Source organism: Caballeronia sp. GAFFF2 (assembly GCF_023631485.1).
Classification (GTDB): domain Bacteria; phylum Pseudomonadota; class Gammaproteobacteria; order Burkholderiales; family Burkholderiaceae; genus Caballeronia.
The window spans coordinates 551,727-563,894 of record NZ_JALQDA010000027.1 but is presented as its reverse complement, the minus strand read 5'-3'; the positions used below and the strand labels follow the sequence as shown (position 1 = coordinate 563,894).

The window sequence follows — 12,168 nt, the reverse complement described above, 5'->3', positions numbered from 1 at the left end:
AACCGCAAAACCGGTATGTTAGCGCGTGCTGCGAGTCGATGTAGGCATGGCGCGGCGCGTTCAAGATTCGCCGGCTCAGAACCCGCCGTCGAGCCCGATCTTGCTGCCGTCGAAGAAGCGCGACAGACGGAAGGCGCGCGGGTCGACGAGCGGGGTGTCGTTCGCGACGATATCCGCCATCAACCGACCCGCACCGGGACCGATGCCGAAACCATGCCCCGAAAATCCCGTGGCGATGAACACCCCGGGCGTTCCGTCGATGCCCGAGATGACCGGCACCGCATCGGGCGTTACATCGATATAGCCGGCCCACGACTGCTCGACTTTCACCGCGCCCAGCGCCGGAAAAACCGCGCGAAATTCGTCGAGCGCGCGCTGGTTGAAGGCCTCGACAGGCGCGGGGTCGAGCGTGCGCACGGACTCGAATACCGTCGGCCGATTCAGTGGCCAGTGGCGCGGACGGCGTAGTTCCTCGAAGAAGCGCGCGTTGAAGCCGAGCTTGAGCGCGCCGAGCTGGCTTTTGAGCGCGGGCAAAAACTTGAAGAACAGCCGGAAACTGTCGGGCGTGATGTCGCTGTAGTTGCGGAATGCGTTGGCGATGGTATAGCCGCCGTCGAGCCGCTTGCGATAACCCATCGCGTGATTGCACGCGCTCACGTCGGGACCGCCTTCGAGCGGCGCTGTGCGCATGACCGACGAACGCACCATGAGCTGTGGCACATCGACATCGAGATTGCCCGCGAAGAGCCGCGTCCACGCGCCGCCCGCGACCACCACGCTCGTGCACGCGATCCGTCCGTATTCCGTCACCACGCCGCTGACCTTGCCGCCGCTCGTTTCCACGCCGCGCACGGCGCAGGGCGTGAGGATCTTGACGCCTCGCTTGCGCAGCGCGGCGGCCATCGCCGGGACGGCGCGTTGCGGTTCGGCGCGGCCGTCGCCGGGCGTGTAGATGCCGCCCGCGAAGCGGCGTGACGCGCCGGTCATCAGCGCGGCGGTTTCATCGGCGGAGATGATGCGCGAGTCGAGCGCGTCGCGGCCGACTTTTGCGACCGCGCGCGCGAGCCACGCTTCGTGATCGGCGAGCGCTTTGGCGTCGTCGGCGGCATAGAGGATGCCGCACTCGCGAAAGCCGGTGTCGATGCCGAGTTCTTCATCGATGCGACGCCACAGCTTCAGACTCTCGAGACTGAGTTCGAGCTCGCGCAGGTCGCGATGTGTCGCGCGGCACCAGCCCCAGTTGCGGCTCGACTGCTCGCCCGCGATGTGCCCTTTCTCGCACACCGCCACCGACAAGCCCTTGGCCGCCAGCGAGCGCGCGGTGCTGATGCCGATCACGCCGCCGCCCACGACGACCACGTCGACCCGTTCGGGCAGCGTTCTGTCTTCGTCGATACGTTCTGTCAGCGGTCCCATGTCAGGACGCGCGCTCGTCAAGTCGTGCCGTTACGTTCATGTGTCGGTCAGGTTGAGCCGGGAGGCAGTCATGCTAAGGGATGCGCCTCTTTTTGACCATATGAATGAAATTGCCGCGATGTTGCATTAGGGCATGCAGCGCATGTTGCACGCTGTCTGCGCATGCGCCGGCGATCCGCTACGATAGGGCAGGCGCGGCGTCCAGGAGCAAACACAAGCGGATGCGCCGCGTCCGACAGCACCCGTCATCGAGCGTCAGGCACGGCGCGTGCGAACTCAGGGCCGCATGCGTCACGCGCCATTGGCGCCAGTCAACGCAATTTCACCCCATCTCTGGAGAACTTTCATGCAAAAGACAGCATCGGCGAAGTGGAGCGGCGGCATCAAGGACGGCAAGGGTTTCATCTCGACGCAAACCGGCGTGCTCAACGAAGCGCCGTATGGCTTCAAGTCGCGTTTCGAGGAAGGTCCGGGCACGAACCCGGAAGAGTTGATCGGCGCGGCGCACGCTGGCTGCTTCACGATGGCGCTTTCGCTGCAACTCGAACTCGCGGGTCTGAAGGCCGAAAGCCTGGAAACGAAATCGACCGTCACGCTCGACAAAGACGGCGAAGGCTTCACCATCACCGCGTGTCAACTCGATCTGAAGGCGAAGATTCCCGGCGCCGACAAGGCTGCATTCGACAAGGCCGCGCAGGCCGCGAAGGAAGGCTGCCCGGTGTCGAAGCTATTTGCGGGCAACGCGAAGATTACGCTGAACGCCGAACTGGTTTCCTGAGCGTTCGAGGCGTGGTTCGAGTGAAAAGACGCGGACCGGTCATCTCGACCGTCCGCGTTTTTTAATGCCGCGCCGCGTTCTTCCTCTCGGCCTTATGCGCGTACATTTTGCTGTCGCTTTCGATCAGAAGGTCGAAGAAACTCGCATGCTGCGCGGGATCGAACTGCGTCTGTCCAACGCTAAAGCGAATCTCGTAACCGCGTGTGGCCGAAGCATTGTGCGCAGCCAGCATTGCGCGCAGACGTTCGAGCGCGTGGGCGGCTTCCTCATCGCTCGCGTCGGTCAGGAGCGCGACGAATTCGTCGCCGCCAAGCCTGCCGAGGACATCGCTTGCACGCAGCGAAGCGCGCAAGGCATCGGCGAAAGTGACGAGCGCGCGGTCGCCTTCCGCGTGACCGAAGGTGTCGTTGATACGCTTGAAATCGTCGAGATCGAAAAACAGCAGCGACGCGCGCCGATCGAGCCGTTTGCAGATATTGAGCGCATGCCGCGCTAGCGCTTCGAAACCGCGACGGTTGGCAATGAGCGTCAGGTCATCGACGGTTGCAAGTTCGATCGCCGCGATCTCCTGTTCCGCGATATGCGCGAGATCGCGCAAGAGGCTGCGCTCTTCGCCGTCGAATTCGCGGGGACGGGTATCGATGAGACAAAGCGTGCCCAACTTGCTGCCATTGGGCACCGTCAGCGGATGCCCCGCGTAGAACCGAATGCCGGGCGCGCCAGTCACGAGCGGATTGTCGTGGAAGCGCGTATCGATGCGCGCATCGGGAATCATCAACACGTCGTCATGCAGAATGGCGTGCGCGCAGAACGACACATCGCGCGAAGTCTCCGGCACATCGAGACCGATGCACGACTTGAACCACTGCCGGTTCTCATCGATCAGGCTCACGAGCGCGATCGGCACGCCGAACAGACGCCGCGCCAGGCGCGTGAGACGGTCGAAGCGCTCTTCCGGCGGGGTATCGAGGATATTCAGCGAGCGCAGCGTGGCGAGCCGGGCGGCTTCGGTCGGGGGTTTGGGCGCGACGAGCATGGATCTCCGTTTCCTGAGACGGTTTGGCGGCAGGGCCGCTGACGACGGGACAATCGGCAACAGTGCTTATTCTCCGACAAATACGCCAATTCTTCAGCACGAAGCCGAGCGCAGCGCTCGCTTCGACAGTCTCGCGCCGCGCGGCGTTTTCGCTATCATGCCGATGGACCGCGGCCCTTTGTCACGGCGCTTTCATCGCCCTTGCAGCGCACCTTCGTCGCGCAGGCGGGTCGGACATGGTGGCACTTCGCCATGAACCGACGACCCCTTTACCTGATTCGCATGGAGCGCCCATTGAAATTCAAGTTCGACTGGACCGTCATCACCCCGATTCTCGCGCTCGTCGTGCTCGTGGCCACCGCGCTCATTCACAACACCGCGCTCATGGCGCTGGCTGCCATCGCGCTGGCGTTCGCGGTGTTCGCGGCCGTGCATCATGCCGAAGTAGTCGCGCATCGCGTCGGCGAGCCGTTCGGCACGCTGGTGCTGGCCATTGCGGTGACGGTGATCGAAGTCGCGCTGATCGTCTCAGTCATGCTGTCCGGCGGCCCCGAAAAAGCCGGCTTGCCGCGCGACACCGTGTTCGCCGCGATCATGATTTGCAGCAACGCGATCATGGGGCTGTGTCTGCTGATCGGCGGCATGCGGCATCACGTGCAGGATTTTCAGTTGCAGGGCGCAAGCGCCGCGCTCGCCATTCTCTGCGCCATGTCCGTGCTCACGCTCGTCCTGCCGAACTTCACGAGCACCGTGCCGGGACCGGGCTTGTCCACTTCGCAACTCGTGTTCGTCGGGGTGATCTCGCTCGTGCTGTATGTGGTGTTCGTGTTCGTGCAGACCATCCGGCATCGCGACTACTTTTTGCAAGCCGTGCCGGATGTCGTCAAGCTAACCGCCACGGAAGACGACGTGCCCCACGCGCCGCCGCCGACCAACGCCGCCGCATGGACCGCGCTCGGCTTGCTCGTGCTGTCGCTTTTGTCCGTGGTCGGGCTGGCGAAGCTCTTGTCGCCTGCGGTCGAGGCGGGCGTCGCGGCAGCCGGTGCACCCGAGGCGGTCGTCGGCGTGGTGATCGCCGCGCTCGTTTTGTTGCCCGAAGGTCTCGCGGCATTGCGCGCGGCGCGTCTGAACCGGCTGCAAACGAGTTTGAACCTTGCGCTAGGCTCGGCGCTCGCGAGCATCGGTTTGACCATTCCCACGGTTGCGATCGTGTCGATCCTCATCGGCCAGCCTATCTCCCTCGGGCTCGCGCCGAAGGAGATCACCATGCTCGCGGTGACGCTGCTCGTCTCCGTGATCACGCTCGGCACCGGGCGGTCGACCGTGCTGCAAGGCGTCGTGCATCTGGTGATCTTCGCGGCGTTCCTGTTCCTGACCGTCGTGCCATGAGCATCGACGCATGCGGTTTTGTTACCATTCACGATTTTCCGGCGCGCGCCGCGGGTTTCGTCGACCCGTCACGCGCTTGGCAGTAATCGCTCCGGCGTCAATTTTCACCGCAAGTCTCGAAGGATTGGAATGTCGTTCAAGAAGTCAGTCAGCAAGTCCGCATCGTTCGCTTTCTCCGCGATGCTCGCAGCACTCGCCGTCACCTCGGTTTCCGTTCACGCCAAGGAACTCACGCAGATCCGCTTCGCCGTCGATCCCAGCTACCCGCCGTTCGAATCCAAGCAGGCGGATGGCAAGCTGGCCGGTTTCGACATCGACCTCGGCAATGCGCTTTGCGCGCAGATGAAGGTCAAATGCGTGTGGGTCGAAAACAGTTTCGACGGCATGATTCCCGGCCTCAAGGCGCGCAAGTTCGACGCCGTGTTGTCCGACATGGGCATTACCGAAGAACGCCTGAAGCAGATCGATTTCACCCAGCCGCTCTACGATACCCACGCGCAACTCGTCGCGCGCGCGGGCTCGGGCATTTTGCCGACGCCGCAGGCGCTCAAGGGCAAACGCGTCGGCGTCGAACAGGGCACGGTGCAGGAACACTACGCGCGCGTGAAGTGGGAACCGCAGGGTGTGACCGTCGTGCCTTACGGCGATGAGGATCAGGTCGAGAACGATCTGGTCGCGGGCCGTATCGACGCCATGTTCACCGATGCCGCGCAAGCCGCCATCGGCTTTCTGAAGAAGCCGCAAGGCAAGGCGTTCGCGCTCGTTGGGCCGATTGTCGAAGACCGGGCGATCATCGGTCCGGGCACGGCAATCGGCTTGCGCAAGGGCGACGCCGATCTGAAGAACGGCCTGGACCAGGCGTTCGACGCGATCAAGAAGGACGGCACGTTCAAGCGCATCATGGCGAAGTATTTCGCCACCGATATCTCGATTCAGTAAGCGCTGGCGTTTAGCGTTCCGAGTATCGACCGAAAAGGCATCGCTTGCGGTGCCTTTCTCTTTTTACGAGGCAATTTATTCGATGCAGATCACGCACCATCCGCTCGTCGCCGCTTCGCCTGGAACGGGGCGCGCGATCACGAGCTACGCCTTCGGCGCGGAACATGGGCCGAAGGTCTATATCCAGGCATCGCTGCACGCCGACGAACTGCCGGGCATGGTGGTCGCGTGGTATCTCAAGCGGCATTTCGCGGAGTTGGAAGCGGCGGGGCGCCTGAACGCGCGGATCGTGCTCGTGCCCGTGGCGAATCCGGCCGGGCTCAATCAGCACTGGTTCGGCACGCAAATGGGCCGCTTCGACATGCAGTCCGGACAGGATTTCAACCGGCGCTTTCCCGCGCTTGGGCCGAGGCTCGTCGATGGACTCAAGCAACACCTGACTGGCGATGAAGCGCACAACGCCCGCGCCATCCGCGCCGCCTTGCGCGATGCGTTCGCGGCGCTCGAGCCCGCGACCGAACTCGAATCCCAGCGCATCGCGCTGATGACGCTGGCTTGCGATGCCGATCTCATCATCGACATGCATTGCGACTGGGAAGCCGTCGCGCATCTCTACACGACGCCCGAGGCCTGGGTTCGGATCGAACCGCTTGCGCGCTATCTCGGCAGCGAGGCGCAATTGCTCGCGGACGTTTCGGGCGGCGAGCCGTTCGACGAAGCGTGCGTATCGGCGTGGCGTTATCTGCGTGACGCGTTCGCCGGACGCTTCCCCATTCCTCGGGGCGCGGCAACCGTCACTCTCGAACTGCGCGGCGTGCGCGACGTATCGCGCGAAACCGCTGCGCGCGATGCACAGGCAATCGTCGATTATCTGACGCACGCGGGTTTTATTTCGGGCGATGCCCCCGCGCTGCCCGCGCTCACCAATCCGCCGACGCCGCTTGCCGGATGCGAATACCTTCACGCGCCGATCTCCGGCGTGATTCTGCATGCGCGCGAAGTTGGAGAGAAAGTGCGCGCGGGCGATGTCGTCGCTGAAGTGCTCGATCCGCTCCATGACGAACTCGTGCCGCTCATCGCGCAGAGTGACGGCGTGCTGTACGCGCGGCACTGGACGCGGTTCGCGACGGCGGGAATGCTGGTGGCGCGCATCGCGGGCGCGGAAGTCCGGCGCGAAGGCGACCTGCTCGTGCCTTGAAGTTGCCGACGAGTCGTCCCACGCGGTTACCATACGTCGGCAAACTCGGTTTCAATGTCCACGGAGAACGACAGGAACATGCTGAAGAATCTCGATCCCTTGCTCAACGCCGACATCCTTCACGCACTCTGCGCGATGGGCCACGGCGATGAAGTCGTCATCTGCGACGCCAACTTTCCCGGCGATTCCGTCGCGCGTCAGACCGTGCGCGGACAATTGCTGCGTCTCGACGGCATCAACGCGCCGCGTGCGGTGCGGGCCGTGTTGTCTGTGCTGCCGCTGGATACGTTCGTCGATCATCCCGCCGAGCGCATGGAAGTGGTCGGCGACCCGGATGCGCTGCCTGCCGTACAGCGTGAAGTACAACGCGAAGTCGACGACGCCGAAGGCCGCGCCGTTCCGCTCGCGCCCGTTGAGCGCTTCGCTTTTTACGAGCGCGCCAAACAGGCTTATTGCGTGATTCAGACGAGCGAAGCGCGCGGCTACGGCTGCTTCATCTTCAAGAAGGGCGTGCAACTCGCGCCGGACACGCCGGCGCAATGACGCGCTGATTTCTTGACACTAGTTTGCGGCGCCTGACCGCGATCATGAAAACAGAATAGCCGGCCGGGCAACCCAGCGCGGCTTTCTGTCGGGCGCCTGCGCAAGCAGGGTCGGCCCGGCGGGAAGCGAGACATCCACGAGCGTATTACGGCGCGAGCATACCTTGCAGATAAAATAGCAGCCGAAGCTGTCGACGCTAGCTTCGGCCTTGGCGCGCGAGATCCTGCCGTTGCATCGTATGCAGGTCCACATAGATTCACCTTCGTTGTCGGAAAACTGGCTTTGGCTGGTTTCGCGCCGCCAGCGAAGTTCTTCCGATACCGGCTCTTTCGAGACCGGCAACTCGTCGAAGGTTTGCTCGCCATGAAACGCGAACACGTTGTCAAATGCACGCGGCTTGGTGCGACGTGTCTCGTGAAATGACAGTCAGAAAACTTGCTCGATAAGCGATGCCGCCAGTACTGGACAAATGCGGATCAGGGCAGTTTCAACGTGTAGTGATGCTGCCTCACCATGCGCTCAAAGCGAGCGAAAAGCAAACGGTATCGGGGAGGCACAAGCAGAATGAGGCTGTTTCGGCTTGATATTAAGGCATGCTATAAAAGCTTCGAAAAGGCTTCGAGCCGTGCTTTCATTCCCTCAAAACTGCCGGTAAAAAATAAATCGCGACAGTTCCTCCGAAAGCGCCCACACTATGTGGCGCAGCAGTCGCCTTCGCGTCTGTGCAAGTCGGGGAGCAGGATCATGGCAAAAGGTCAGGTACGCGGAAATAAAGAGGCTAAAAAGCCCAAACAGCCGAAGAAAGTAGAGTCGCCGGCAGCGGCTGTATCGTGGGCCACGCCCAAGAAAAGCGCGGAAGCCAGCGCATCCGTGAAGAAGAAATAGCCTTAGCGCGACATTCGTTCAAGCTGTCCTCGGTGCATGGCGTGACGACGCTCTATTCTGACTTCGCCATCGAAGTGGAAGTCAGACGCCCACCACCGAGTCCCGATGTTTTCTCTTTCCGGACTGGAACCAGCATGACAACGAGACCCAAAGTCAATCCCGCCGTGGCCGTCAAACAAAGCGAATATACGATCGCGCAGAAGTCGCGTGCATCGGCGCTGAGCAACGCGGACAGCGAGCGCGCTCAAAAGCGCCGCGACAATGACGCGCTTATCGACGTCAACGCGAGCAAGTGGCGTTACGTGGGCCCGGGTGTCTAGATGGGAAAGCCCGCGGAAGTCCTCAACTTCCCGAACCCCAGCCGCAGCTACGACGCCGCAAGACACGGCGTGTGCTTCTGGGGTTACGACAGCAAGCGCGAGATCAGCTTTCTGGTCGAGGACAAGACGCTTGCCGCGCTGAATCCCGGCATGGGCACGGGTGAGATGGCGCTGCTCGCCACGTTCGACCGCAATCGCGAACGCATTCTCGAACTGGCGAAGGGTCTCTACACGGGCGGCCCGCAGAATCGTTATACGATCCACGAGTAGGGTTCAACGCCGTTCAATCGTCACGTTGTCGCGGCGGCTTCAGTTGTCCAGCGCAATACGCACCGTGCGCGCGAGTTCATCGAGCTGAAACGGCTTGCGCAGCGCGGCAAAGCGCTTTTCCTTGATCTTCGATACATCGACGTCCGCATAGCCCGTTGCCAGGATCACCGGCAGATCGGCACGCAGTTCACGCGCTTTCGCGATCACCTCCATGCCGTTCATGCCGGGCATCGCGAAGTCGACCATCATCAGATCGGGATGGTCCAGTGGCAGGCGCTTGAGGCCGTTGGGGCCGTCGCAGGCGTGCGTCACCGAATAGCCGAGCGTCTGCAGACATTCGACGAGCATCTCGCGCACGTCTTCGTCGTCTTCGACCACGAGGATGCGCTTCGCGCCCGATGCGCTGTCCTCGGGTTTGAGCGCAACGTCGGCTTCCTGCAAATCCTTCGCGCCCAGCGGCAACCAGATTTCGACGCTCGTCCCTTTGCCCGGTTCGCTTTCGATACGCGCCACGCCGCCCGCCTGCCGCGCGATGCCGTAGACCTGGCTCAAGCCGAGCCCCGTCCCTTTGCCGACTGGTTTGGTCGTGAAGAACGGGTCGAACACGCGCGACAGCACGCCTGGCTCGATGCCCGAGCCCGAATCGCTCACACGGATGACCACGTAGCGTCCAGCCGTGAAGGTTTCGTCGGGCGCGGGGCGCTCGCCCGCGTGGATCGTTAGGCGCCCGCCGCCGGGCATGGCGTCGCGCGCATTGATCGTGAGATTGAGGACGGCCAGTTCCAGCTGATTGGCATCCGCCTGGGTCCAGAGATCTTCGGAATCGGAGGTCGTGGTGAACGCGATCGACGAGCCGAGCGAGATCGAGATGATGTCGCGCATGCCTTGCAAAAGCGACGCGACGTTGACCGCTTTCAGATCGAGATTGCTGGTGCGCGAAAACGTCAGCAACTGCGCGGTGAGCTTGGCGCCGCGTTCGGTGGCGCGCTTGGTCGTCGCGGCCATTTTGCGCACGCGCTCGTCGCTGCTGATTCGCGCGATCAATTCCGCGTTCGCCATGATGACATTCAGCAGATTGTTGAAGTCATGCGCGATGCCGCCTGTCAATTGCCCGAGCGCCTCCATCTTTTGCGACTGCACGAGCACGGCCTGCACCTTGGCGCGCTCGTGTATTTCGCGCATCAGGCGATTATTTGCCGATGCCAGTTCCTGGGTGCGCTCGGCGATACGGCTTTCCAGCGAGTCGTTGAGCCGTTCGAGCGCTTCCTGCGCCTTCGAGCGCGCGATCAGATGCTGCTCCGACTCCGCGAGATGCCGGCGCGCATCGTACTGGCGCGCACGCGCCCGCAGCGACGACATCACCGCGCGGCGCAAGGTCTCCGAGTTCAGCGGACGTTCGAGGACGAGCACGTTGCCAAGACGCTCCAGCATGTCGATACTCGCGGCCGAGCGCCGTTCGGTTGCGCGTCCTGAAAGCAGAATGATGGGAAAGTCGGACCACGCCGGTTGCCGGTCGATCCAGGCGGCGAGCACTTCGCCGTTGTCGCTCTTGAGCGATTCCTCGGTGACGATGGCAGTGCCCGCGCCGCGGTCGAGTTCGGCGGTGAGGCAAACCGAATCGGCGCACGCGAAGCAATCGCGGTCATCGAATGCGAGGACATCGGCGATTACGTCGGCATCGCGGCCGAATGGCGCCACTATCAGAACGCGAAACTCCATGGCGCTAGTTCCCCGAGGAGCCCGCGTGACTGGTGTCGGGAACCAGCATGGCCGTGCCGCCCTTGTACGAAGGCAGGCCGCTCAGAATGCCTTCGAAGTCGCGCAATGCCTCGCCGACGTTCAGCCCGCCCGCGCCCAGCTGAAATTGACGAATCGAGCGCTCATGGCCGCTCGCGCGGCTTTTCACGGCGGTCAGCGCCGTCAGCACTTCGCCTTGTCGCTCGAAGTAGCGAAACAGCAGGACCACGTCACTGAGATAACTGATATCCACGTCGCTCTGTATTTCGCCGATGATTCCATGCTGCCCCAGCACCAGCATCGTGATGACGCCGCGCTGGTTCAGATAGGTGAGCAGTTCGTGCATTTGCAGGAGCAGGTAGCGCTCGCCGGGCATCGCTTGCAGATACGCGTTCAGGCTGTCGATGGCAACGTAGCGCGCGTTGCCCTGTTCGACGCTCTGTCGCACGCTGCTCGTAAACTCTCCGGGCGATATTTCGGCGGGATCGACCTGGCGCAAGTTCAGCAAGCCGCTGTCGAGATGCGGCCGCAGATCGATGCCGAGGCTCGTCGAGCGCCGCAAAAGCGTAGTGCGCGTTTCATCGAAGAGATAGTAGACACACGGCTCGCCGCGTTCGAGCGCGGCGAGCAGACACGAGGTCACGGTGGTCGTCTTGCCCACGCCCGACGGCCCGACGATGAGCGTATTGGTGCCTGGCACGAGGCCGCCGCCGAGAAGCGCATCCAGCCCGGCCGTGCCGGTGCTGAGCGGCTTTGCCGAGAAATCGGCGTGATGTTCAGACGCGATCAGACGCGGATAGACTTCAATGCCGCCGGTGTTCAGCGTCATGTCGTGAAAACCTTCGCGAAACTTGATGCCGCGCATCTTCGCAATCCGCAGGCGCCGGCGCTCGCCGCCGTAGTCGTGCACGAGATTGTCGAGGCACAGCACGCCGTGCGCGATGCTGTGCAACTGCAGATCGCCCGGCTCGGACGTGTTGTCGTCGAGCAGCATGACGGTGCAGGCGCGCGTCGCGAAGTAACGCTTCAACGCGAGAATCTGTCTGCGATAACGCAGCGGGTTTTGCGAGAGCATGCGCAACTCGGACAAGCTGTCGAAGACGAGTCGCGCGGGCTTCACTTCATCCACTTGCGCGATGACATCGCGCACGGTTTCGCCCAGTTCCACTTCAGCGGGATGCAGAACGGTCTGCTCGTAACGCGGGTCGAGCCCTTCGTCCGACAGAAGCTCGATGATGGTGAAGCGGTTCGTGTCCCAGCCATGGCTTTCGGCCACGGCGACGAGTTCTTCCTTCGTCTCCGAAAGCGTCACATAAAGACCTGGCTCGCCGACTTCCGCGCCCTTGAGTAAGAACTGCAAGGCGAGAGTCGTTTTGCCCGCACCCGGCGCACCTTCGATCAGATACATGCGATGCGGCGTCAATCCGCCGCCGAGAATGTCGTCGACTCCCTCGATGCCCGTTGGAATGCGGGCGGGCAGGGCTTGCGTGGTTTTTTCTGGCATGTGCTCGCGCTTTCTGTTGTCTGGCCTTTTATCTGGCCTTTCGCGCGAGCAATCGGAAAACATTGGAGAACGCCCGCGCCTCGCGTGGCGGTTGCAAGAAGCGAGCCAGTACACGCCGGCGCTGCGACGTTCGTTAAATTTACCTACTATCCA

General features: G+C 62.7%; 12 protein-coding genes. 7 read left to right on the top strand and 5 right to left on the bottom strand.

What is annotated here, in order from left to right:
* Positions 1 to 75: 75 nt before the first annotated feature.
* A complete protein-coding gene (locus NCT04_RS18970; RefSeq protein ID WP_250467181.1) occupies positions 76 to 1,416 on the bottom strand; it encodes an NAD(P)/FAD-dependent oxidoreductase in 1,341 nt (446 codons plus the stop codon).
* A 346-nt stretch (positions 1,417 to 1,762) separates the two neighbouring features.
* On the opposite strand from NCT04_RS18970, the gene NCT04_RS18965 reads away from it, so the two are divergent.
* Positions 1,763 to 2,194 carry an OsmC family protein gene (locus NCT04_RS18965; protein WP_244829538.1) on the top strand — a complete coding sequence of 144 codons (432 nt, stop codon included), beginning with the start codon at positions 1,763 to 1,765 and terminating at the stop codon, positions 2,192 to 2,194.
* A gap of 61 nt (positions 2,195 to 2,255) precedes the next feature.
* Here the strand turns inward: NCT04_RS18965 and NCT04_RS18960 are convergent, their stop codons facing one another.
* A complete protein-coding gene (locus NCT04_RS18960) occupies positions 2,256 to 3,230 on the bottom strand; it encodes a GGDEF domain-containing protein (protein WP_250467179.1) in 975 nt (324 codons plus the stop codon).
* 252 nt (positions 3,231 to 3,482) lie between these two features.
* Between NCT04_RS18960 and NCT04_RS18955 the strand changes: the two genes are divergently transcribed.
* The 4 genes from NCT04_RS18955 to NCT04_RS18940 all read left to right on the top strand — a co-directional run bounded on the left by NCT04_RS18955 (position 3,483) and on the right by NCT04_RS18940 (position 7,299).
* Positions 3,483 to 4,619 carry a calcium:cation antiporter gene (locus tag NCT04_RS18955; protein WP_250467177.1) on the top strand — a complete coding sequence of 379 codons (1,137 nt, stop codon included), beginning with the start codon at positions 3,483 to 3,485 and terminating at the stop codon, positions 4,617 to 4,619.
* A gap of 129 nt (positions 4,620 to 4,748) precedes the next feature.
* Positions 4,749 to 5,558 carry an ABC transporter substrate-binding protein gene (locus NCT04_RS18950; RefSeq protein WP_244829543.1) on the top strand — a complete coding sequence of 270 codons (810 nt, stop codon included), beginning with the start codon at positions 4,749 to 4,751 and terminating at the stop codon, positions 5,556 to 5,558.
* Positions 5,559 to 5,640: 82 nt separating this feature from the next.
* Positions 5,641 to 6,756, top strand: coding sequence for a succinylglutamate desuccinylase/aspartoacylase family protein (locus NCT04_RS18945; RefSeq protein WP_250467175.1), 1,116 nt, complete (start codon positions 5,641 to 5,643; stop codon positions 6,754 to 6,756).
* A 78-nt stretch (positions 6,757 to 6,834) separates the two neighbouring features.
* Positions 6,835 to 7,299, top strand: coding sequence for an RbsD/FucU family protein (locus NCT04_RS18940; protein WP_244829546.1), 465 nt, complete (start codon positions 6,835 to 6,837; stop codon positions 7,297 to 7,299).
* A gap of 42 nt (positions 7,300 to 7,341) precedes the next feature.
* Here NCT04_RS18940 and NCT04_RS18935 read toward each other — a convergent pair whose 3' ends face one another.
* Positions 7,342 to 7,677 carry a hypothetical protein gene (locus NCT04_RS18935; RefSeq protein ID WP_250467174.1) on the bottom strand — a complete coding sequence of 112 codons (336 nt, stop codon included), beginning with the start codon at positions 7,675 to 7,677 and terminating at the stop codon, positions 7,342 to 7,344.
* A 452-nt stretch (positions 7,678 to 8,129) separates the two neighbouring features.
* Here NCT04_RS18935 and NCT04_RS18930 point away from each other — a divergent pair, with 452 nt between their 5' ends.
* Together NCT04_RS18930 and NCT04_RS18925 are read left to right on the top strand one after the other, a co-directional pair.
* Positions 8,130 to 8,504 carry a hypothetical protein gene (locus tag NCT04_RS18930; protein WP_250467172.1) on the top strand — a complete coding sequence of 125 codons (375 nt, stop codon included), beginning with the start codon at positions 8,130 to 8,132 and terminating at the stop codon, positions 8,502 to 8,504.
* Positions 8,505 to 8,774: a DUF1488 family protein gene (locus NCT04_RS18925; RefSeq protein WP_244829549.1), complete on the top strand. Its 270-nt coding sequence runs from the start codon at positions 8,505 to 8,507 to the stop codon at positions 8,772 to 8,774.
* A 39-nt stretch (positions 8,775 to 8,813) separates the two neighbouring features.
* Here the strand turns inward: NCT04_RS18925 and NCT04_RS18920 are convergent, their stop codons facing one another.
* Together NCT04_RS18920 and NCT04_RS18915 are read right to left on the bottom strand one after the other, a co-directional pair.
* Positions 8,814 to 10,493: a response regulator gene (locus tag NCT04_RS18920; RefSeq protein WP_250467170.1), complete on the bottom strand. Its 1,680-nt coding sequence runs from the start codon at positions 10,491 to 10,493 to the stop codon at positions 8,814 to 8,816.
* Positions 10,494 to 10,497: 4 nt separating this feature from the next.
* Positions 10,498 to 12,015 carry an ATPase domain-containing protein gene (locus tag NCT04_RS18915; protein ID WP_244829552.1) on the bottom strand — a complete coding sequence of 506 codons (1,518 nt, stop codon included), beginning with the start codon at positions 12,013 to 12,015 and terminating at the stop codon, positions 10,498 to 10,500.
* Positions 12,016 to 12,168 lie beyond the last annotated feature (153 nt).

Excerpts from the sequence above, each read along its gene's own strand:
- NCT04_RS18940 (WP_244829546.1), top strand. The coding sequence starts at position 6,835 with ATGCTGAAGAATCTCGATCCCTTGCTCAACGCCGACATCCTTCACGCA.
- NCT04_RS18945 (WP_250467175.1), top strand. The coding sequence starts at position 5,641 with ATGCAGATCACGCACCATCCGCTCGTCGCCGCTTCGCCTGGAACGGGG.
- NCT04_RS18950 (WP_244829543.1), top strand. The coding sequence starts at position 4,749 with ATGTCGTTCAAGAAGTCAGTCAGCAAGTCCGCATCGTTCGCTTTCTCC.
- NCT04_RS18965 (WP_244829538.1), top strand. The coding sequence starts at position 1,763 with ATGCAAAAGACAGCATCGGCGAAGTGGAGCGGCGGCATCAAGGACGGC.
- NCT04_RS18915 (WP_244829552.1), bottom strand. The coding sequence starts at position 12,015 with ATGCCAGAAAAAACCACGCAAGCCCTGCCCGCCCGCATTCCAACGGGC.
- NCT04_RS18920 (WP_250467170.1), bottom strand. The coding sequence starts at position 10,493 with ATGGAGTTTCGCGTTCTGATAGTGGCGCCATTCGGCCGCGATGCCGAC.
- NCT04_RS18960 (WP_250467179.1), bottom strand. The coding sequence starts at position 3,230 with ATGCTCGTCGCGCCCAAACCCCCGACCGAAGCCGCCCGGCTCGCCACG.
- NCT04_RS18970 (WP_250467181.1), bottom strand. The coding sequence starts at position 1,416 with ATGGGACCGCTGACAGAACGTATCGACGAAGACAGAACGCTGCCCGAA.
- NCT04_RS18955 (WP_250467177.1), top strand. The coding sequence starts at position 3,483 with ATGAACCGACGACCCCTTTACCTGATTCGCATGGAGCGCCCATTGAAA.
- NCT04_RS18925 (WP_244829549.1), top strand. The coding sequence starts at position 8,505 with ATGGGAAAGCCCGCGGAAGTCCTCAACTTCCCGAACCCCAGCCGCAGC.